The 20,498-nt window shown below is 71.4% G+C and carries 16 protein-coding genes; 12 read left to right on the forward strand and 4 right to left on the reverse strand.

Annotated features, from left to right (window positions below):
* Positions 1–218 precede the first annotated feature (218 nt).
* Positions 219–1,517, forward strand: a complete 1,299-nt coding sequence (locus ABZ780_RS00255; RefSeq protein ID WP_357482609.1) for an aspartate aminotransferase family protein — start codon at positions 219–221, stop codon at positions 1,515–1,517.
* Positions 1,514–3,001, forward strand: coding sequence for a CoA-acylating methylmalonate-semialdehyde dehydrogenase (locus tag ABZ780_RS00260; RefSeq protein WP_357482612.1), 1,488 nt, complete (start codon positions 1,514–1,516; stop codon positions 2,999–3,001). Before ABZ780_RS00255 ends, ABZ780_RS00260 begins: the two co-directional genes overlap by 4 nt.
* Here the strand turns inward: ABZ780_RS00260 and ABZ780_RS00265 are convergent.
* Positions 2,973–4,403 carry an acyltransferase gene (locus ABZ780_RS00265; protein WP_357482615.1) on the reverse strand — a complete coding sequence of 477 codons (1,431 nt, stop codon included), beginning with the start codon at positions 4,401–4,403 and terminating at the stop codon, positions 2,973–2,975. The two genes, ABZ780_RS00260 and ABZ780_RS00265, sit on opposite strands and share 29 nt — an antisense overlap.
* Before the next feature lie 200 nt (positions 4,404–4,603).
* Between ABZ780_RS00265 and ngcE (ABZ780_RS00270) the strand changes: the two genes are divergently transcribed.
* The 3 genes from ngcE (ABZ780_RS00270) (at position 4,604) to ABZ780_RS00280 (ending at position 7,882) form a co-directional block, all read left to right on the forward strand.
* Positions 4,604–6,016 carry an N-acetylglucosamine/diacetylchitobiose ABC transporter substrate-binding protein gene (gene ngcE, locus ABZ780_RS00270; RefSeq protein ID WP_357482618.1) on the forward strand — a complete coding sequence of 471 codons (1,413 nt, stop codon included), beginning with the start codon at positions 4,604–4,606 and terminating at the stop codon, positions 6,014–6,016.
* A 61-nt stretch (positions 6,017–6,077) separates the two neighbouring features.
* Entirely contained in the window at positions 6,078–6,986 is a 909-nt protein-coding gene (locus ABZ780_RS00275; protein ID WP_357012504.1) for a sugar ABC transporter permease, read from the forward strand.
* Positions 6,987–7,045: 59 nt separating this feature from the next.
* Entirely contained in the window at positions 7,046–7,882 is an 837-nt protein-coding gene (locus ABZ780_RS00280; protein WP_357484027.1) for a carbohydrate ABC transporter permease, read from the forward strand.
* 172 nt (positions 7,883–8,054) lie between these two features.
* On the opposite strand, the gene ABZ780_RS00285 is transcribed toward ABZ780_RS00280, so the two are convergent.
* Entirely contained in the window at positions 8,055–9,041 is a 987-nt protein-coding gene (locus ABZ780_RS00285) for a BadF/BadG/BcrA/BcrD ATPase family protein (RefSeq protein ID WP_357482622.1), read from the reverse strand.
* A 192-nt stretch (positions 9,042–9,233) separates the two neighbouring features.
* Between ABZ780_RS00285 and ABZ780_RS00290 the strand changes: the two genes are divergently transcribed.
* From ABZ780_RS00290 to ABZ780_RS00310, 5 genes are read left to right on the forward strand one after another with little or no spacing between them, the layout of a single operon-like run.
* Positions 9,234–10,196, forward strand: coding sequence for a MurR/RpiR family transcriptional regulator (locus ABZ780_RS00290; RefSeq protein WP_357012509.1), 963 nt, complete (start codon positions 9,234–9,236; stop codon positions 10,194–10,196).
* On the forward strand, positions 10,193–10,942 hold the full coding sequence (locus ABZ780_RS00295) for an SIS domain-containing protein (RefSeq protein WP_357012510.1): 750 nt from the start codon (positions 10,193–10,195) through the stop codon (positions 10,940–10,942). The genes ABZ780_RS00290 and ABZ780_RS00295 overlap by 4 nt, the downstream gene beginning before the upstream one ends.
* Before the next feature lie 26 nt (positions 10,943–10,968).
* Positions 10,969–12,405: an N-acetylglucosamine/diacetylchitobiose ABC transporter substrate-binding protein gene (gene ngcE, locus ABZ780_RS00300; protein ID WP_357012511.1), complete on the forward strand. Its 1,437-nt coding sequence runs from the start codon at positions 10,969–10,971 to the stop codon at positions 12,403–12,405.
* Positions 12,406–12,423: 18 nt separating this feature from the next.
* Positions 12,424–13,332 (forward strand): sugar ABC transporter permease, encoded by a 909-nt coding sequence (locus ABZ780_RS00305; RefSeq protein ID WP_357012513.1) that lies wholly within the window; start codon positions 12,424–12,426, stop codon positions 13,330–13,332.
* Positions 13,332–14,258 carry a carbohydrate ABC transporter permease gene (locus ABZ780_RS00310; RefSeq protein ID WP_357012514.1) on the forward strand — a complete coding sequence of 309 codons (927 nt, stop codon included), beginning with the start codon at positions 13,332–13,334 and terminating at the stop codon, positions 14,256–14,258. The genes ABZ780_RS00305 and ABZ780_RS00310 overlap by 1 nt, the downstream gene beginning before the upstream one ends.
* A 4-nt stretch (positions 14,259–14,262) precedes the next feature.
* Here ABZ780_RS00310 and ABZ780_RS00315 read toward each other — a convergent pair whose 3' ends face one another.
* Both ABZ780_RS00315 and ABZ780_RS00320 read right to left on the reverse strand, forming a co-directional pair.
* Entirely contained in the window at positions 14,263–15,960 is a 1,698-nt protein-coding gene (locus tag ABZ780_RS00315; RefSeq protein WP_357484030.1) for an ABC transporter ATP-binding protein, read from the reverse strand.
* Positions 15,961–16,010: 50 nt separating this feature from the next.
* The gene (locus ABZ780_RS00320; RefSeq protein WP_357484033.1) at positions 16,011–17,747 is read right to left on the reverse strand and encodes an ABC transporter ATP-binding protein; all 1,737 of its coding nucleotides are present in this window, start codon (positions 17,745–17,747) and stop codon (positions 16,011–16,013) included.
* A 136-nt stretch (positions 17,748–17,883) separates the two neighbouring features.
* On the opposite strand from ABZ780_RS00320, the gene ABZ780_RS00325 reads away from it, so the two are divergent.
* Both ABZ780_RS00325 and ABZ780_RS00330 read left to right on the forward strand, forming a co-directional pair.
* Positions 17,884–19,593 (forward strand): bifunctional 3'-5' exonuclease/DNA polymerase, encoded by a 1,710-nt coding sequence (locus ABZ780_RS00325; RefSeq protein ID WP_357482625.1) that lies wholly within the window; start codon positions 17,884–17,886, stop codon positions 19,591–19,593.
* 170 nt (positions 19,594–19,763) lie between these two features.
* Positions 19,764–20,357, forward strand: coding sequence for a nucleotidyltransferase family protein (locus ABZ780_RS00330; protein WP_357012594.1), 594 nt, complete (start codon positions 19,764–19,766; stop codon positions 20,355–20,357).
* Positions 20,358–20,498: the final 141 nt, after the last annotated feature.

Consider the following 20,498-nt stretch of genomic DNA (forward strand, 5'->3'; position numbering starts at 1 on the left):
GACGTCCCAGGGTATCGATGCCGGGCACGGTACGGATCGAGTGGCGATCAGCCGTGTGCACTGCGGTTAAGAGCTGCGATATGTCGGATAGACGCCGCAATCCGTTGCGTGCTGTCAGGCCGGCACCCCTGTTGCGCTACAGACTGCCAGTTGTCCCCGCCGGCCTCCGGGTGGGAGCGTGCGGTTAATTCACGTACGCCGTCGAAGGGTTTTGCCCGATGAGCGATGACCTGTTGGCCCGGCACCGGGCCGTGCTTCCCTCCTGGATGCCGCTGTACTACGCCGAGCCGATCGAGCTGGTCTCCGGTTCGGGCCGCCGGGTCACCGACGCCCAGGGGCGCAGCTACCTGGACTTCTTCGGCGGTGTGCTGACCAACATGATCGGTTACGACATCCCAGAGATCCGGGAGGCGGTCGAGCGGCAGCTCGCCACCGGCATCGCGCACACCTCGACGCTCTATCTGATCCGGCAGCAGGTCGAGTTGGCCGAGAAGATCGCGCAGCGCTCCGGCATCCCCGACGCGCGGGTGTTCTTCACCAACTCGGGCACCGAGGCGAACGAGGCGGCGCTGTTGGTGGCCACCAACTACCGCCGCTCGCACCAGGTCCTGGCCGTGCGCAACAGTTACCACGGCCGGTCGTACGCGGCGATGGGCGTCACCGGCAACCGCACCTGGTCGGCCAGCGCCCTCAACCCGCTCCAGGTGGCCTGGCTGCACTCCGGTGACCGGGTGCGTGGTCTGCTGTCCCGGCTGAGCGCCGGGGAGCAGGTCGACGCGGCGGTGGACGACCTGCGTGAGGTGCTGGCCACCCAGACCTCCGGTGACGTGGCCGCGTTGATCGCCGAGCCGATCCAGGGGGTGGGTGGTTTCGTGCATCCGCCGGACGGGCTCTTCGCGGGCTGGAAGAAGGTCCTCGACGAGCACGGCATCCTGTTCATCGCCGACGAGGTGCAGACCGGTTGGGGGCGTACCGGGGAGCACTTCTGGGGCTACCAGGCGCACGGCGTCACCCCCGATCTGCTGACCTTCGCCAAGGGTGTCGGCAACGGGTTCGCCCTGGCTGGGGTGGTCGGTCGGGCCGAGGTGCTCCAGGCGGTACCGGGGATCAGCTTCTCCACGTTCGGCGGCAACCCGATCTCGACGGCGGCCGGTAACGCGGTGCTCGACTACCTGATCGCGCACGACCTCCAGGCGAACGCGGCCCGCGTCGGCGCGATCCTCGCCGACGGCCTGCGGTCCGCCGTGGGCGGTCTCGACTGCGTCGCGGAGGTACGCGGAAAAGGGCTGATGCTCGGCGTCGAGTTCGTCCGGCCGGGCACCAGCGAGCCGGACCCGGCGCTGACCAACCAGGTGTTCGAGGCATGCCGTGCCGGTGGTCTGCTCGCCGGCAAGGGCGGCCTCTACGGCAACGTCCTGCGGATGGGTCCACCGTTGACACTGACCGAGGAGGAGGCCCGCGAGGGCCTGGCGATCCTCGTCGACGCGATCCGCTCGTCGGCGGGGGTGGCGGCATGAGCATCGGGCACTTCGTCGACGGCAAGCGGGTGGGTGGCACGTCCGAGCGGCGCGGTGACGTGTTCGATCCCGCGACGGGTCGACGTACCGCCGAGGTGGAGCTGGCCTCGGCGGCGGACGTCGACGTCGCGGTGCAGGCTGCCTCCCGCGCGGCCCGCGCCTGGCGGGACGCGTCGCTGGCGAAGCGGTCGGCGGTGCTGTTCGCGTTCCGCGAGCTGGTGCACGCCCGCCGGGACCGTCTCGCCGAGGTGATCACCGCCGAGCACGGCAAGGTGCTCGCCGACGCCGCCGGCGAGGTGCAGCGCGGCCTGGAGGTCATCGAGTACGCCTGCGGCCTGCCCTCGGCGCTGCGCGGCGCCTTCAGTGAGAACGTCTCCACCGAGGTCGACTCGTACACGATCCGGCAGCCGCTCGGTGTGGTCGCGGTGATCTCCCCGTTCAACTTCCCGGTGATGGTGCCGTTGTGGTTCGTGCCGGTGGCGGTGGCCTGCGGCAACGCGGTGGTGCTCAAGCCGAGCGAGAAGGACCCGAGCGCGGCGCTGCTGCTGGCGGAGTGGTTCGCCGAGGCCGGCCTGCCCGACGGGGTGCTCAACGTCGTCAACGGCGACAAGGAGGCGGTCGACGCGCTGCTGGACCACCCGGAGGTGCGGTCGGTGTCGTTCGTCGGCTCCACCCCGATCGCCCGGTACGTCTACCAACGTGGCACGACTGTCGGTAAGCGGGTGCAGGCGCTCGGCGGGGCGAAGAACCACATGGTGGTGCTCCCCGACGCCGACCTGGACCTGGCCGCCGACGCTGCCGTCAACGCCGGGTTCGGCTCGGCGGGGGAGCGGTGCATGGCCATCTCGGTGCTGGTGGCGGTGGAGCCGGTCGCGGACGCGCTGGTCGAGCGGATCGCCGCGCGGATGGCCGGGCTGCGTACCGGTGACGGCCGGCGGGGCTGCGACATGGGCCCGCTGGTCACCGCCGCGCACGCGGCGAAGGTGCGCTCCTACGTGGACGCCGGGGTGACCGCCGGAGCGGTGCCGGTCGTCGACGGTCGGGACGTGACACCCGACGGCGACCCGGAGGGTTTCTGGCTCGGCCCGACGCTGTTCGACCGGGTGACCCCGCAGATGTCGATCTACACCGACGAGATCTTCGGGCCGGTGCTCAGCGTGGTCCGGGTCGGCTCGTACGACGAGGCGGTCGAGCTGGTCAACGCCAGCCCGTACGGCAACGGCACGGCGATCTTCACCAACGACGGCGGCGCCGCCCGGCGCTACCAGCACGAGGTGGAGGTCGGCATGGTCGGCATCAACGTGCCGATCCCGGTGCCGATGGCGTACCACTCGTTCGGCGGCTGGAAGTCGTCGCTCTTCGGTGACCTGCACGCGCACGGCGAGGACGGCGTGCGCTTCTTCACCCGGGGCAAGGTCGTCACCAGCCGCTGGCTGGACCCGCGCCACGGCGGGGTCAACCTCGGGTTCCCCACCCAGACCTGAGCAGTCGCAGCAGGCTCGCCCCGGCCAGGTACGCCAGCAGCGCCGGGGCGGGCATGCCGAGCGGCTCCGCGGCGAGTTTCGGGGTCGCGCTGTTGAGCATCAGGGCGACCACCACGGCGGCGTAGCCGGCCACGGTCAACACCGTGCGGGTCGCGGTGCCCCGGCCGGCCCGGCGCCCGGTGCGGTGCCGGCTGCTGCGAGCCTCCACCGGCCCAAAGATGGCCACCAGCACCGCCAGGACGACCGCGAGCAGCAGCAGCCAGGGCACCCGCCACGCCCACCAGGCCGTCGAGCCGACCACCGGTGTGGGCAGGGTCCCCGTCGCGTCGAGCAGCCCGATCAGCAGGATTGCGGCGGTCAGGTGCCAGAGGAAGACGGTCAGCACCACCAGGTTGACCCCGATCACCAGCTGCCACGGGCGGGTGTGGCGCAGCAGGCGCTCCGCGGGGCCACGCAGCAGCAGGATCAGGCCGAGCTGGGCGGCGGCGACGGCCAGTAGCGCGAGACTGGGCGGCCCGGCGTTGTCCAGCCTCTCGCCGGGCACGTTCAGCATGGCCACCGGCCAGGGGCCGGGCACGGTGAGCAGCAGCAGCGCGGCCAGCCCTCCGGCCAGGAACACCACGCCGGCCCGGCGAGAGGTCGGCAGCCGGCGCCGACGTACCCCCGGATGCTCGCCCGCCGACGGACCGGCGGCGTCGGTCGGCGGATGGGCGGCGGCTCCACCGGCAGCCGGCGGGTCGGCCGCTGCCGGCCGGGTGTCGTACCAGGCGAAGCCGAGCTGGTGCACCGCCAGCCAGCCGAACAGGTAGTTGCCGAAGCTCAGCTCCACCGGCCCGGTCAGCCGGCCCAGGTCACCGAGGCCCACCAGGGCGACCAGCACCAGCGGGACGGCCAGGCCGAAGCGGCGGTGCAGCGCGTACATCGGCGGGGTGAGCGCGACCACCGCGAGGTAGGCGACCAGGAACCAGAGCGGGATGGTGGCGAACCAGACCACCTCGCGGATCCGGGTGGGGTCGGTGTCGAGCAGCCGGGCCAGCGCGGCGGCGCCGCCGAGCACCAGGACCAGCACGCTGGTGGGGCGGACCAGTCGGGCGCTGCGGTCGAGCAGCCAGCCGGCGGCGTCGCCGCCCCGGGAGCGCAGGCGGGTCAGCGAGGCCGCGTTGGCGTAGCCGCCGACCAGGAAGAAGACCGGCATCACCTGGGCCACCCAGGTCAGCGGGTACGCCCACGGCAGGTTGCTGAGCGCGGAGCGCCCGGTGGGCATACCGCCGTCGTCCCGCACGATCACCGCGACGCCCCAGTGTCCGAGAACGACCATGGTGATGGCGAGCGCGCGGAGTAGATCGACGTACCGCTCCCGACCGGCCGGGGTGCGCTCGGCGAACTGGCGCAGGCGGCCCATCGCCTCAGGCTATGCGACCTGGCGGTGGCCGGTGGTGATAACGGTTCGGCCCTCGGGGGTTGAAGTCCACGCGCCGCTGCCGTAGAAATTCTTCAGTAACTTTGAGCTGAGTGAAGACAAGCAACAAACCCCCGTGCCTCGCGAGACGGACGCCTTCCCCCACCACCCGGCGACCGCCCGACCCGAACCGAGGAGACCTTATGAACAGGCGTGACATCCTGCGGCGCAGCGCCGCCGCCGGCCTGCTGGCGACCCCCGCCGCCGGCCTGCTCGCCGGCTGCGCCACCGGCGGCGGCGACAACGACGACAGCGCCACCTACAAGGGCACCAAGAGCGAGCAGAACCCGCTCGGCGTCAAGGAGGATGCTCCGCTCGAGGTGGTGATCTTCGGCGGCGGGTTCGGCGAGGAGTACGCCAAGGCCCACGAGGCCATGTACACCGAGAGGTATCCGAAGGCGAAGATCAAGCACTCCGCCACGCAGGAGATCAGCAAGACCCTCCAGCCTCGCTTCGTCGACGGCACCCCGCCGGACGTGGTCAACAACTCCGGCGCCAGCCAGATCGACTTCAACGGCCTGGTCAGCCAGAACGCCATCGCCGACCTGGGCGAGCTGCTCGCCGCGCCGAGCCTCGACGTGCCCGGCAAGACGGTCAAGGACACCCTGCTGCCCGGCGCGGTCGAGGTCGGGTCGTACGACGGTAAGTTCCTGGTGCTCAACTACACCTACACCGCCTACGGCATCTGGTACTCCGACAAGCTCCTCAGCGAGCGCAGGTGGGAGTACGCCAAGACCTGGGACGACCACATCGCGCTCTGCAAGCAGATCAAGGCCGCCGGCATCGCCCCCTGGACGTACGCCGGGCTGCACCCGCGCTACATGAGCTGGCCGGTCATCGCCACCGCCATCAAGCTCGGTGGCCCGTCCGTGGCGACCGCCATCGACAACCTGGAGCCGAACGCCTGGAAGTCCGACTCGATGAAGACCGCCGCCGACGCGTGGCACCAGATCGTGAAGGACAAGTTCATCCTGGAGGGGTCCTCGGGGCTCGACCACAAGCAGTCACAGACCGCGTGGTGCCAGGGCAAGGCCGCCTTCATCTCCTGCGGCTCGTGGCTGGAGAGTGAGCAGTCCGACGTCACCCCGGCCGGGTTCAACATGACCATCGCGCCGACGCCGAGCCTGGGCAGCGGCGACAAGCTGCCGTTCGAGGCGATCCGGGGCACCGCCGGCGAGCCGTTCATGGTGCCGGCCAAGGCCCGCAACGTCGCCGGTGGCCTGGAGTACTTCCGGACCATGCTCTCCCGCAAGGGCGCACAGGACTTCACCCGGAAGGTCGCCAGCCTCACCGTGGTCGCCGGCGCCACCGAGGGCGTCGAGCTGCCGTACGGGCTGAACAGCGTGGTCAAGGCGCTCGACGCGTCCGGCGCCAACGGCTTCAACTGGGTCTACAACAACTACTACCGCAAGCTGGAGCGCAACCTCGTCGACGCCGCGTGTGGCGAGTTCTTCAGCGGCCGGATCGGCCCGGCGGAGTTCCTCGACCAGTGCCAGAAGGGCGCCGACTCGATCGCCCAGGACAGCTCGATCAAGAAGTACAAGCGAGCGGCCTGACCGCCCGGCCGGTGGGGGACCTCCGCCCTCACCGGCCGCACTCCGGGGAAAGGTCCTCACCGTGAGACATGGCAAGTGGCCGCTGATCGTCACCTTCCTGGTGCCGCCGGTGCTGCTCTACGTCATCTTCGTCGTCTCGCCGTACCTGCAGGCGTTCCAGATCTCCACCACCGACTGGCTCGGCTACTCGGCGGACGCCAACCAGGTCGGCCTGGCGAACTTCAAGACCCTGTGGCACGACGACTACGTCTGGAACGCGCTGAAGAACAACGCGATCCTGCTGGGCCTGGTGCCGGTGCTGACCATCGTGCTCGGGCTCTTCTTCGCCACCATGCTCGCCATGGGCGGGCGCAAGGGCCGCGCCGGTGTGACAGGGGTACGCGGCGGCGCGCTCTACCGCACCGTGTACTTCTTCCCGCAGGTGCTCTCCGTGGTGATCATCGCGCTGCTCTGGAAGGAGGTGTACCACCCGAACAAGGGGCTGCTCACCGCTGCCCTGCACGGGATCGGCCTGCCCGCGCCGACTTGGCTCGGCGACCCGGCCACCGCCTTCTGGTGTGTGCTGGCGGTGATGGTGTGGAGCAACGTCGGCTTCTACGTGGTGCTGTTCGGCGCCGCGATGTCGGCCGTGCCGAAGGAGATCTACGAGGCGGTGCTGCTCGACGGCGCGTCCCGGGTCACCACGCTGCGTCGGGTCACCCTGCCGCTGCTCTGGGACACCGTGCAGGTCGCCTGGGTCTACCTGGCCATCTTCGCCCTGGACGGGTTCATCCTCGTGCAGTTGATGACCAACGGTGGGCCGAACTTCTCCACCGACGTCATCGGTGTCCGGATGTACGACACCGCCTTCGGCAGCGAGACCAAGTTCGGCTACGCCTCGGCGATCGGCGTGGTGATGTTCTTCCTGACCCTCTCGGTGGCGGTGCTGTCGCTTCGGGTCGGCCGGCGTGAACGGATCGAATACTCGTGACCACTGTGGATCAACGCACCACGACCGCGCCGACGCCGGTCACCGGCCGGGACCGCCCGATGCGTCGGGAGACCGGCGTGGCCAACGCCCTCTCGCACGGCTTCCTGCTGCTGTGGGGCCTGCTCACCGTCCTGCCGCTGCTGTGGATGTTCCTCAGCTCGTTCAAGACCAACGGCGAGATCCTGGCCGACCCGTGGGGGCTGCCCGGGGCGCTGCACTGGGACAACTGGGCGCGGGCCTGGACCGGAGCGCACATCGGCCGGTACTTCCTCAACAGCCTCGTGGTGGTCGCCGGCTCGGTCAGCCTCACCATGCTGATGGGCGCCACCGCCGCGTACGTCTTCGCCCGGTACGAGTTCCGGGGCCGTCAGATCGTCTACTACCTGTTCGTCGGCGGGCTGATGTTCCCGGTGTTCCTTGCCCTCGTGCCGCTGTTCTTCGTGGTCCGCAACGCCGGTCTCTTCGGCACCTGGACCGGCCTGATCCTGGTGTACGCGGCGTACTCGCTGCCATTCACAGTGTTCTTCCTGACCGCGTTCTTCCGGACCCTGCCCACCTCGGTGGCGGAGGCCGCCATGGTCGACGGCTGCGGTCACTTCCGGCTCTTCTTCCGCGTGATGCTGCCGATGGCGCGTCCGGGATTGATCAGTGTTGCGATCTTCAACTTCCTCAGCCACTGGAACCAGTTCCTGCTGCCGCAGGTGCTGATGCAGGGCGACGAGTCCAAGTGGGTGCTCGCCCAGGGGCTGTTCGCCCTGTCGGTGAGCCAGGGCTACGCGGGGGACTACGCCCGGCTGTTCGCCGGGTTGAGCATCGCGGTGCTGCCGGTGCTCGCCGTCTACGTGGCCTTCCAACGGCAGGTCCAGGCCGGCCTCACCGCAGGCCAGCTCAAGTAGGCCTGCTCGCGCTGCTCGCGCTGCTCGCGCTGCGGCCGCCCCCATGATCGTGCTCGATCCGGGATGTAGTGCCCTCCGGGCGCGAGGTTGGGGCCTAAATCCAGGATCGAGCACGATCATGCCGGCGGGGCGGCGGGGCGGCGGTGCGGCGGTGCGGCGGTGCGGCGGTGGGTCAGGGGGTGGGGAAGAGGCGGGCGTGTAGGGCGGTTGGGTCGGTCACCTCGGCCAGGTCGCGGGCGGCGAGCCAGGCGGCTGCGGCGGCACCGTCGCCCGCGGTGCGCAGCGGCGCGTCCGGCCAGTGCCGGGCGATCTCGGCGCGGACGGCGATGGCCAGCGGGGTGTCTCCGGTGAGCAGTCCGCCGCCGAGCACGACAGGTGTGACCGCCCCGGCTGGGCGGATCCGGCCGACGCTGGCGGCCAGGTGTGCGGCGGCTTCGGCGATGAGGGCGGTGGCCACCGGCTCGCCGTCGGCGGCGGCGGTGACGACCAGCGGTGCCAGCCGGGCCAGTTCGATCGGTGGTCGGCGGGTCACCGCCTGGATGGTGGCGTCCACGGTGTCCCGTGGGCGGGTGGCGATGTTGGCGCTGCCCATCAGTTCGGTGAGCACGGCGGTGGCGAGTGTGCCGGGGGTGCGGCCGGTGTCCAGGTCGGCGAGGAGCCGGCGGACCGACTCGCGGCCGAGCCAGAAGCCCGATCCGGCGTCGCCGAGCAGCCAGCCGTGGCCGTCGGCGACGCGGTCCAGCCGCAGGTCGCGGACCTGCGCGGTGATGGCCCCGGTGCCGGCGATGAGCACTGTCCCGTCGGGGTCGGCGGTGCCGGAGGCGTACGCGACGAGGGCGTCGCCGTGCACGGCGTACGGGCAGCGTAGGCCGGCGTCGTGCCAGGCCCGGTCGAAGGCGGCTCGTCCGGCGGGGTCGGCGCGTAGGCGGCCGGCTCCGGCGAGCCCGATGGTGCCGGCGGCGACCCGGGTCGGGTCGACGTCGGCGAGGGCGTGCCGCAGGGCGGTGAGCAGTTCGGTGGCGGCTCGTTCGGCGCCGTGGCTGGTGGGGTTTCCACCGCCGGCGCGGCCGGTGCCGAGGCGTACGCCGGTGAGGGTCAGGGCGGTCGCCCGGGTGGACGTACCCCCGACGTCGAGACCGACCACGACGGTGTCGGACATCGGCACGGCCCTCCTTGCGTTGCGCGGCGATGGGTCCGTTCATGCTGGTCGGCGCCGTCGCGCGGGGCAAGGGCCGGTCAGTGCGCCAGGTAACAGTTTGAAAACTTCGCCCACGGTCTTGACACAGGGGGGCGTTCAGTAAGAACTTTTACCACTAACAGTTAACAGTCTTTTCGAAAAGGTGAGGCGTCGATGGTTGAACACGAGGTGGACACCGCCGCGGGGACCGCGGTGGTCGATGCCGACGCGTTCGACCGACGGGGCACGCTCGGATCCGCCTCGGACGGCGTGCTGGCCCGGGTCCGCGCCGGCCTCGGCGAGTTGACCGGTGCGCTGCGCCGCGTCGCCGAGCACGTGCTGAGCGACCCGGAGGCCGCCGCCCGAGCCACCATCGTGGAGCTGGCCGAGCGCAGCGGCACCTCGCCGGCCACCATCACCCGCTTCTGCCGGGCCATGGGCTTCGAGGGCTACGCGGACCTGCGACTCGGCATCGCCGCCGAGACCGGTCGGGCCCGATCCGCCGGCTGGACCGTCGACATCGGCCGGGAGATCCAGCCGGGCGACCCCCTCGCCCGGGTCCTCGACCAGATCATGGCCGCCGACACCCGGGCCATGCACGACACCGCCGCGCTGCTCGACCTCGTCGAAGTGGAACGGGCCGCGGTGGCGATCGCCGGCGCCAACCGGGTGAACATCTTCGGCGCCAGCGGCAGCGCTCTCGTGGGCGAGGAGATGCAGTTCAGCCTGCACCGCATCGGGGTTGCCGCCTGGGCCTGGAACGACGTGCACGAAGGGCTGGCCAGCGCGGCGCTGCTGCGCGCCGGGGACGTGGCGCTGGGCATCTCCCACACCGGACAGACCCGGGAGACCATCGAGATGCTCGCCGAGGCGGGCAGCCGCGGCGCGACCACCCTCGCCCTCACCGGCTTCCCCCGCTCGCCGCTGGCCGAGCTGGCCGACATCGTGCTGCTCACCGCCAGCCAGGCCACCACCTTCCGGCCGGACGCGCTCTCCGCCCGCCACCCCCAGTTGGTGGTGCTCGACCTGCTCTACATCGCCGTGGCCCAACGCACCCACGACCGCGCTCACGCGGCCTTCCGGCGTACCGCACAGGCCGTCGACGGCCACAAGGCCGCGAAGGGAGCCCTTTCATGATCAGTGCCCAGGGGTACGCGGACGCGGTCCGCCCGGTGCTCGACCGGCTGCTCGACTCCGAGGCCGACGGGATCACCCGGGCCGCCGACCTGATCGCCGACAGCCTGCGTGCCGGCGGTGTGCTCCAGGCGTTCGGCGCCGGGCACTCCGAGGGGTTCGCCGCCGAGCTGGTCGCCCGGGCCGGCGGGCTGGTCCCCACCAACCGGCTCTCGGTGCGGGACCTGGTGGTGCACGGCGACGCCCCGCGCGACGTACTCGCCGATCCCAAGCTGGAACGCGACCCCTGGATCGCCCACCAGATCTACGCGCTCGCGGCGCCACAGCCGCGCGACGTGTTCGTGGTGGCGTCCCAGTCCGGCATCAACGGCTCGGTGGTCGAGCTGGCGACGCTGGTCACCAAGCGCGGTCACCCGTTGATCGCGGTCACCTCGGTCGAGCACACCGCACGGGTCGCCCCACGGCACCCGTCCGGTCAGCGGCTCGCCGACCTCGCCGACGTCGTGCTGGACAACGGCGCGCCGTACGGCGATGCACTGCTGCCGCTCGAGGGCGGCGGCGCGGTCTGTGCGGTCTCCTCGGTCACCACGGCGCTGCTGGCGCAGCTGCTGACCGCCGAGGTCGTACGACGGTTCCACCAGGCCGGGGAGGTACCCCCTATCTACCTCTCCGCCAACGTCCCCGGTGGGGACGAGCACAACATCGCCCTCGAGTCGCGGTACGCCGGGCGTCTCCGGCGCACCGCCTGACCCGAATTCCACAAGGAGAGACGACGATGTCGATTACCCCCGAATACCCGGCCGCACTCGACCGTCGCACGGTGCTGCGTCGCGCCGCCGCCGTGGGCCTGCTCGCCACTCCGGCCATCGGTCTGCTCAGCGCCTGCGCCACCAGCGGCGGCGACGAGAAGAACGAGCAGGTCGCCGAGGGCACCAAGAGCGCCACCAACCCGCTGGGCGTCAAGGAGGACGCCCCGCTCGAGGTGATCATCTTCAATGGTGGCTACGGCGAGAAGTACGCCACCGACGTGCACGAGCCGCTGTACAAGAAGGCGTTCCCCAAGGCGGAGGTCAAGCACCAGGCCACGCAGGCGGTCTCCACGGTGCTCCAGCCGCGCTTCGCGTCCGGCAACCCGCCGGAGTTCGTGAACAACTCGGGCGAGAAGCTGATGGACTTCGGCGCGCTGGTCGCCGACGGTCAGCTCCAGGACCTCACCGAGCTGTGGGACGCCCCGTCGGTCGACGACCCGGCCAAGAAGGTCCGCGACACCGTGGTGCCCGGCACCGTCGAGGCGGGCTCGTTCAACGGCAAGCCGTACGTCCTGTACTACGTCTCCACCGTCTTCGGCATCTGGTACTCCGCCAAGCTGTTCAAGGACAACGGCTGGGCGCCCGCGAAGACCTGGGACGACTTCATCGCCCTCCTCACCGCCATCAAGGGCAAGGGCATCACGCCGTACGGGTACGCCGGCGCGAACGCGGCCTACTACCAGTGGAACGTGATCCTCACCCACGCCGCCAAGATCGGCGGAACGGACGTGCTCAAGAACATCGACAACCTGGAGGACGGCGCCTGGAAGCAGGACGCGGTCAAGCAGGCTGCCACCGCGTGGGCCGAGGTCGGCGCGAAGTTCAGCGACAAGAGCTTCGAGGGGCTCAAGCACACCGACGTGCAGCTGCGGCAGAACCAGTACAAGCTGGCCCTTTACCCCAGCGGTGACTGGCTGGAGGGCGAGCAGAAGCAGGACACCCCGGCGGGCTTCGACTACCAGCTCATGCCGGTGCCGAGCCTGACCGCCTCGGACAAGCTGCCGGCCACGGCGCTGCGCGCCACCGCGGGTGAGGGCTACTTCGTTTCGGCGAAGAGCAAGAACCCCAAGGGCGGCTTGGAGTACATGCGCCAGATGCTGTCCACGGCGGGCGCCAAGGGCTTCACCGAGGTGGTCAAGGCCCCGACGGTGGTCACCGCCGGCTCGGAGGGCTTCGCCTTCCCGCCCGGTGTGGCCAGCTCGCAGACCGCGCTCAAGGCGGCCGGTCAGGACGTGTTCAACCTGTACTTCGACGGCTGGTACAAGGAGCTCGACACGGAGGCGCGGACCGCCACCAACGAGCTGATGTTCGGCCGGATCAACGCGGACGCCTTCGTGGAGCGGATCCAGAAGCGCGCCGACGCGATCAAGAAGGACAGCTCGGTCGCCAAGTTCAAGCGCTGATCGATCGGAGCTAGGGTCATGCGGCACGGCAAGTATCCATTCGTGATCGGGTTCCTGTTCGCCCCGGTCACGCTGTACGTGGTCTTCGTCATCGCGCCGTACGCGCAGGCGTTCCAGATCTCGATGACCAACTGGCGGGGGCTGTCGGCCCCGCAGTGGGTGGGCTTCGACAACTATCGGAGGCTGCTCGACGACGGCAGCTTCCTGAAGGCGGTCCAACACCACGGCGTACTGCTGCTTGCCCTGCCGCTGATCACCATCGCCATCGCGCTGTTCTTCGCCTTCCTGCTCAACGTGGGCGGCAAGAGCAGCGGCGGGCAACGCCAGGGGGTCTGGGGGTCGAAGTTCTACCGGGTGGTGTTCTTCTTCCCCCAGGTCCTGGCGGTGGCCATCATCGCGGTGCTGTTCCAGATGGTGTACCGGCCCAACGAGTCCGGCCTGATCAACGGCGTGCTGATGGAGTTCGGCCTGGAACCGATCCTCTTCCTCGTCCAGCCGAACCTGGCCCTCTGGTCGATCATCGCGGTGCTGGTGTGGCAGGCCGTCGGCTTCTACGTGGTGCTGTTCTCGGCCGGGATGGCCTCCATCCCGGGCGAGATCTACGAGGCCGCCGAGATGGACGGCGCGAGCAAGGTGACCCTGTTCTTCCGGGTCACCCTGCCGCTGCTCTGGGACACCCTCCAGGTGGCCTGGGTCTACCTGGGCATCGCGGCGTTCGACGCGTTCGCCATCGTCGCGGTGCTCTCGGTGGACAGTGGCGGCCCGGACGGCGCCACCACTGTCCTGGCCATGGAGATCTACCGCAACGCGTTCGTCTACTCGAAGTACGGCTACGCCTCCGCGATGGGCGTGGCGCTGTTCTTCCTCACCATCACGTTCGCGGCGCTGACGCTGCGGCTCACCAAGCGGGAAAGCGTGGAGTACTGATGAACCCGCAGTCGACGCTGCCGCCGACACCGGCGGCGCTACCGCCGAAGACCGGCGACCCGGACGCGACCGGCCGGCGGGGCAAGGGCCCCCGCTCGGAGGTACGGTTCCTGGCCGGTATGGGGCACATCGCGCTCGCCGTCTGGGCGGTGATCGTGATCGTGCCGATCCTCTGGACGTTCCTCGCCGCGTTCAAGAACACCAGCGAGATCTTCAGCAGCCCGTGGACGCTCCCCGCGGAGCTGCGCTGGGAGAACTTCGGTCGAGCCTGGACCAAGGCGAACGTCGGCCGGTACTTCCTCAACAGTGTCATCGTCGTCGGCTTCAGCACGTTCGGCACCATGCTGCTCGGCTCGATGGCGGCCTACGTGCTGGCCCGGTACAAGTTCTGGGGCAACCGGGCGATCTACTACCTGTTCGTGTCCGGGCTGGCGTTCCCGGTCTTCCTGGCCCTGGTGCCGCTCTTCTTCGTGGTGCGCAACCTGGGCCTGCTGGACACCCACACCGGCGTGGTGCTTGTCTACATCGCCTACTCGTTGCCGTTCACGGTGTTCTTCCTGGCCGCGTTCTTCAAGACGCTGCCGTCGTCGGTCGCCGAGGCCGGCATGATCGACGGCTGCGGGCACACCCGGCTGTTCTTCCAGGTGATGATGCCGATGGCGAAGCCCGGCCTGATCAGCGTGGCGATCTTCAACATCATCGGCCAGTGGGCGCAGTACCAGCTTCCCCTGGTGCTGCTGTCGAACGCCAAGGACAAGTGGGTGCTCACCCAGGGCATCGCCGACATCTCGGTCAACGCCGGCTACGAGGCGGACTGGTCCGGGCTGTTCGCCGCGCTGACCATCGCCATCCTCCCGATGATCATCGTGTACGCGGTGTTCCAGCGGCAGATCCAGGCCGGCCTCACCTCCGGCGCCGTCAAGTAGTCGGTCACCTCGGGCGCTCGTCGGCCTGGCTGTGCCAGGAGTGCCAGAGCGCCGCGTACGCCCCGTCGGCAGCCACGAGGTCGTCGTGGCTGCCGATCTCGGTGATCCGCCCGTCCGCCAGGACGGCGACCCGGTCGGCGTCGTGCGCGGTGTTGAGCCGGTGGGCGATCGCGATGACGGTCCGCCCGACGAGCACGGCAGCCAGCGCCCGCTCGGTACGACGGGCGGTGGTCGGATCGAGGGCGGCGGTCGCCTCGTCGAGGATCAGCGTGTGCGGGTCGGCGAGCACCAGCCGGGCCAGCGCCAACTGCTGGGCCTCGGCGGCACCGAGTTGCAGGGCACCGTCGCCGAGCTGAGTGTCCAGGTCGTCGGGCAGCCCCGCGTACCAGTCGGCGCCCACGGTGCCCAGCGCGGCGCGCATCTGCTCGTCGGAGGCGTCGGGCGCGGCGAAGGCGAGGTTGTCGCGCACCGAGCCGATGAAGACGTGGTGCTCCTGGGTGACCAGGGCGATCCGGCGACGCCGCTCGGCGGGGTCGAGGTCGGTGACGGGGCAACCGCCGATGCTGACGACACCCTGACGCGGAGCGTCGATCCCGGCCAGCAGCCGGGCCAGCGTCGACTTGCCGGCACCCGACGGACCGACCACGGCCAGCCGCTCACCGGGCTGCACCTCCAGGTCGATGCCGTGCAGCACGTCCTGCCCGCCGGTGTAGGAGAACCGCGCCCCACGCACCACGAGCCGCTCACCCCGCGACGTGGCCGTCGTGCCGGGGGGCTCCGGCGGGACCAGGCCGACGCCGAGCACCCGGGCGTACGACGCGAAGCCGCGCTGCGCCTGCTCCGTCCACTGCAACAGCCGGTCCAGCGGGTCGATCGCCTGTTGCAGGTAGAGCGCGGCGGCGACCACCGCGCCGAGCGAGACCATGTCCCGGGTGAGCAGGTAGCCGCCGACGAGCAGGACCATGGCGATCGGCAGCGGATAGCTGGCCTCCACGACCGAGAAGAACACCGTGCGCAGCGCGAGGGTCGCCCGCCGGGCGCGCCACACCAGGGCGATGCGGCCAGTGCCGTGCCCGATCCGGTCGTCGGTCAGCCGCAGCGCCTCCACCGTGCGGGCCCCCTCGGCGGTGGTGGTCAGCGTCTCGGTCAACTCGGCCGACACCGCGCCCTCGGTGAGGTACGCGGCGCTGGCCCGACGCAGGTACCAGCGGGTCACCGCGATGATCGTCGGGAGCCCGGCCAGCGCTGCCAGGCCGAGCAGCGGATGCAGCAGGAAGACCGCCCCGAACAGCAACGTCAACTGCACCGAGGCGATGACGATGACGGGCACCACGTCCCGGACGGTGGTCCCGACGGTCGCGACGTCGACCGAGCTGCGGGTGGCCAGGTCCCCGGAGCCGGCGCGCTCGACGACCGACACCGGCAGCCGGAGAGTCCGGGAGACGAACTCCTCGCGCAGTTCGGCGACGGCCCGCTCACCGAAGCGGTGGCCGGCGTACTGGGCGTATCGGGCGAGCAACGCGCTGACCAGGACGCAGCCGGCGATGGCCAGCGCCAGCCTGTCCACCGTGGCCACACCCGCGCCGGCGGTGACCTGGTCGATGATGGTGCCCAGCAGCCACGGCGGGGCGAGCCCGGCGACCGCGGCGGCGCTGTGCAGCGCCAGCACGAGGCCGACCGCCCGCCGGTGTCGGCTGATCATGTCCCGCAACGCCCGGCGTACGGTGCCGCGGTCGGCCACCGGCAGCCGGCTCACCGGTACGCCTCCTCGGTGTCGGCGGGCTGATCGAGGTCGTGATCCTCGCTGCCCCGCGCCACCAGGTGCCGGTAGCCGGCGTCCTGGTCGAGCAGCTCGGTGTGGCTGCCGGTGGCGGTGATCCGGCCGGCGCTCAGATGCGCGACCAGGTCGGCCCGGCCGAGCAGCAGCGGCGACGTGGCGATCACCACCGTGGTCCGCCCGGCCCGTGCGGCACGCAGCCGCTCGGCGATCCGCGCCTCGGTGTGCGCGTCCACCGCCGACGTCGGGTCGACGAGGATCAGCACCTCCGGCTCGGTGTGGAGCGCCCGGGCCAGGCGTACCCGTTGGCGCTGACCCCCGGAGAGCGTCCGGCCTCGCGCGTCGATCGGGGTGTCCAGTCGGGCGGGCAGGGCGTCGACGACATCCTCGGCCGAGGCGGCCCGCAGCGCCGATCCGATCCGGTCGTCGTCCGCGTCGGCGCCGCGCAGGATGTCCCGCAGAGTTCCGGCGAAGAGGTACGAGTCGTGGTCGGCCACCAGGATCCGGGCCCGGACCTCGTCGAGGGCGATCCCGGTCAGCGGCACACCGCCCCAGGTGGTGTCGCTCACGACGTACCGGCCGAGCCGGTCGGCCAGGGCCACGGCCGCTGCCGGGTCGTCCGCCGCCACCCCGGTCAGCCGGCCGGCGCGCACGGTCAGGCCGGTCACCGGGTCGTGCAGGTCGGCGGGGCCGGTCGGTGCGGCCAGGGCGCCCGGCCGACGTGCGTCGGGCACGGAGCCCGGCCACCGACGGCCCGGGCCGCCGACATCGTCCGGGCTCAGGGTGAGCAGGTCGGCGATCCGGCGGGCGGCAACCCGACCCCGGATCAGTTGGTAACTGCCCTCCATCAGAAACCAGACCGGCACGATCAGGGTCGCCACGTAGCCGTAGACGGCGACCAGCTCACCGACCGTGACGTCACCGCTCACCGCCATCCGAGCCGTCAGCCACACCACCGTCGCCAGGAACAACCCGGGGATGGCGACGGTGGCCGCGTCGATCCAGCTGTTGACCGCCCCGACCCGGTAGCCCTCGACGCGTAGGTCCTGCGACTTGGCCGCGTACCGCCGGGCGAACAGGTCCCGGCCGCCCACGCCGGCGAGCACCCGCAGCCCGGCCACGATGTCACCGGATCGGGCGGTGAGCGCGCCCTGCTGCCCGCGGTAGATCGACTCCACACGTTCGAGGCGGCGCAGCAGTGGCCCGACGACCAGCCCGACCACCGGCACCCCCACCAACACACAGAGCGCGAGCATCGGGGAGATCGACCAGAGCACCACGGCGATGACCCCGTACGCGACGACCGCGCCGACGCCGGGCCCGGTCAGCGTCAGCACCTCCGCCGTCCAGTTGATGTCGGAGCCGCCGACGGTGGCCACCTCGCCCGAGGCGACCCGGCGTGGCAGCGCGGCGCCGATCCGGGACAGGTGGCGCAGCAGGACCTCTGCCGAGCGGGCCTTGGCGTCCTCCCGGATGAACGTCATCGTGCGGTGCCGCATGGTGCCCACGAACGACAAGGCCATCCCTGCGACGACGATCGCCGCGACCCAGAGCGCCAGGGCCCGGGTGTCGCGGGCGCCCAGGCCGTCGTCGACGGCGCGGGCGATCAGGTAGGGCCGTGCCGACAGCCCGACCATCCAGACCGTCCCGAGCAGGCTGCCGCGCAGCACCCGCCCGGGTTGGCACCGGATCAGCCACCACAGGTAGCGCATCGGCCCCCTGGTGTCCGGAATGCCGGGATCGGGATGCGGGATCTGTGGGGGCACCAGGCCACGCTACCGAGCCCTCCCACGATCCACTGACCCGTTTTCGCCCGTACCGCTCCGTTCCGTCGGATGGGCGCGGCCGATGTCAGAGGGGCGAGGCAGAATCGCATCCGTGCTGGTGGCGGTGGTGTCCGATGAGCGGGGCGGCGGCGAGCTGCGCCCGTTGGATGCCGCCGGCAGGCCGACCGGCCCGATCGAGATCGTCGCCGACCTCACCGTGGCCATGGCCGCGCGAGAGGCCGCCGAGCGTCCGCGCTGGGTCTGGTCGGCCGCCGGTGCGGTCTACCCCGCGTTGCTGCGCGCGGGGGTGCGCGTCGAGCGCTGCCACGATGTGGAGCTGACCGAGGCGCTGCTGCTCGGGCACGCCGGCCGCTGGGGCGAGCCTCGGTCGCTGGCCGCCGCCTGGGCCCGGTTGACCGGCGCGGTGGTGCCGCCCGACCCGCCGCCGCGCGCCGCCGCGCCGCCCGGGCACGGCCAGGGCGCGCTCTTCGACACGCTGCCCGGCCCGCCGGGCCCGGGCATCGAGGCACTGATCCAGGTGTACGCCGACCAGCTCGCCCGCATCGCCACCGCCGAGCATCCGGGCCGGTTCCGGTTGCTGGTGGCCGCCGAGTCGGCCGGTGCGCTGATCGCGGCGGAGATGGGCGTCGCCGGGCTGCCCTGGCGGGGCGAGGTGCACGACGAGATCCTCGCCGAGCTGCTGGGCGAGCCGTCCCCGGTCGGCGGCCCGCCGCGCCGGCTGGCCGAGTTGGCCAGTCGGATCGCCGCCGCGTTCGGCGTCCGGCAGTTGCACGCCGACTCGCCGGCCGAGTTGTTGAAGGCGTTCGCCCGCGTCGGGGTGGAGCTGCCCAACACCCGGGCGTGGGTGCTGCGCGGGGTGGACCATCCGGCGGTGCCACTGGTGCTGGAATACAAGGAGCTGTACAGGATCTGGACGGCGCACGGCTGGTCGTGGCGTGAGCAGTGGGTCCGCGACGGCCGGTTCCAGCCGGAGTACGTGCCGGGCGGCGTCGTCTCCGGCCGCTGGGCCACCCGGGGTGGGGGCGCGTTGCAGATCCCCAAGGTGATCCGCCGGGCGGTGGTAGCCGATCCGGGCTGGCGGTTGGTGGTCGCCGACGCAGGCCAGTTGGAGCCTCGCGTGCTCGCGGCGGTCTCCGGCGACGCGCGGCTGGCGGCGGCGGGCGGTGCCGGCGACCTCTACGCCGCGCTGGCCCGCGACTCGTTCGGCGGCGACCGCGCCCGGGCCAAGGTGGCCCTGCTCGGCGCGATGTACGGGCAGACCGGCGGTGCGGCGCTGCCCGCGCTGGCGGTGTTGAAGCACAGCTACCCGACGGCGTTCGGTTACGTCGAGGCGGCGGCGCGCACCGGTGAGTCCGGTGGGTTGGTGCGCTCGTGGCTGGGGCGTACGTGCCCGCCCGGCTCTCTCGGGTTCGGTGACCCGGACGAGGGGCCGGTCGATCCGGACGGCGCGGCCGACCGGCAGAGCCCGCGGGCGCGTGCCGCGCGGTCGCGGGGGCGGTTCACCCGCAACTTCGTCATCCAGGCCACCGCCGCGGAGTGGGCGTCCACCCTGCTGGCCACGCTGCGCACCGCGCTGGCCAGCACCGACGCCGAGCTGGTCTTCTTCCAGCACGACGAGGTGGTCGTGCACTGCCCGGCGGGGCAGGCCGAGGCGGTCGCGGCGGCGGTGCAGCGCAGCGGTGAGCGGGCCACGGCGCTGCTGTTCGGCGACACCCCGGTGCGATTTCCGCTGGATCTGTCCATCGTCGACTGCTACGCCGACGCGGCCTGACCGGTGGCCCGTCCGTTCCCGGAGATGCCGGACGTGTAACGGTTGCGCTATTTCTCCTTTTCGCCCCGCCACCCTCGGCCAGCGGTCCTCGTTGCAGTGTCCGTAGGAGGGGCCGACCGGTCACGGTCGGTCCCGTGCTTGAGGGGGCGCAGCTGAACCGGATCGCAGGAATGATCATCGCCGCCGGTGGTGGCCGCCGCATCGGCGGTCCCGAGGCGCTGCTGCACCAGGGGGAGAAGCCCCTGGTCAACCAGATGATCGACACGATGACCGAGGCGGGCTGCGAGCAGATCGTGGTCGTGTTGGGTGCCGCCGCCGAGCAGGTTCGACAGACCGCCGACCTGGCCAAGGCCACCGTCGTGATCAACAAGGCGTGGGGCACCGGGGTCGGCTCGTCCATCCGGGCCGGGCTGGCCGCCATGGACGACGAGGGAATCGAGGCGGTGGTGGTGGTTCCGGTCGACATGCCGGGCCTGACCTCCGCCGCGGTGCGGCGGGTGTCCGCGCTGCCGTACCCGGACGTGCTGGTCTGCGCCACCTACGACGGGCTGCGCGGTTACCCCATGCTGTTCGGCCGCCGGCACTGGCCCGGCATCGCCACTCTGGCCAGCGCCGACGTGGGTGCCCGGCCGTACCTGCTGGCGCACAAGGACCAGATCGTCGACATCGCCTGCGACTCGGTGGCCGACGGCAGTCGGGTCGACACCCCGGAGCTGATGGCGCTCTACGGCCTGACCGTCCCGCCGCAGCGCGTCGGCGTCTAGTCAGCGGGCTCGGCAGCCCGGCAAGCCGCAGCGGTGACGCGTGACGTCGGGGGAGGGGTGGGCACCTACCCTTCGCCTCCGCCCATCCCTGCCGACGGCCGAGAAGGCCGGTAGGGGTGGCAGCAGGCGCGCCGCCGGCTG

Source organism: Micromonospora sp. NPDC047467 (assembly GCF_040643095.1).
In the GTDB taxonomy this organism is placed as follows: Bacteria; Actinomycetota; Actinomycetes; order Mycobacteriales; family Micromonosporaceae; genus Micromonospora.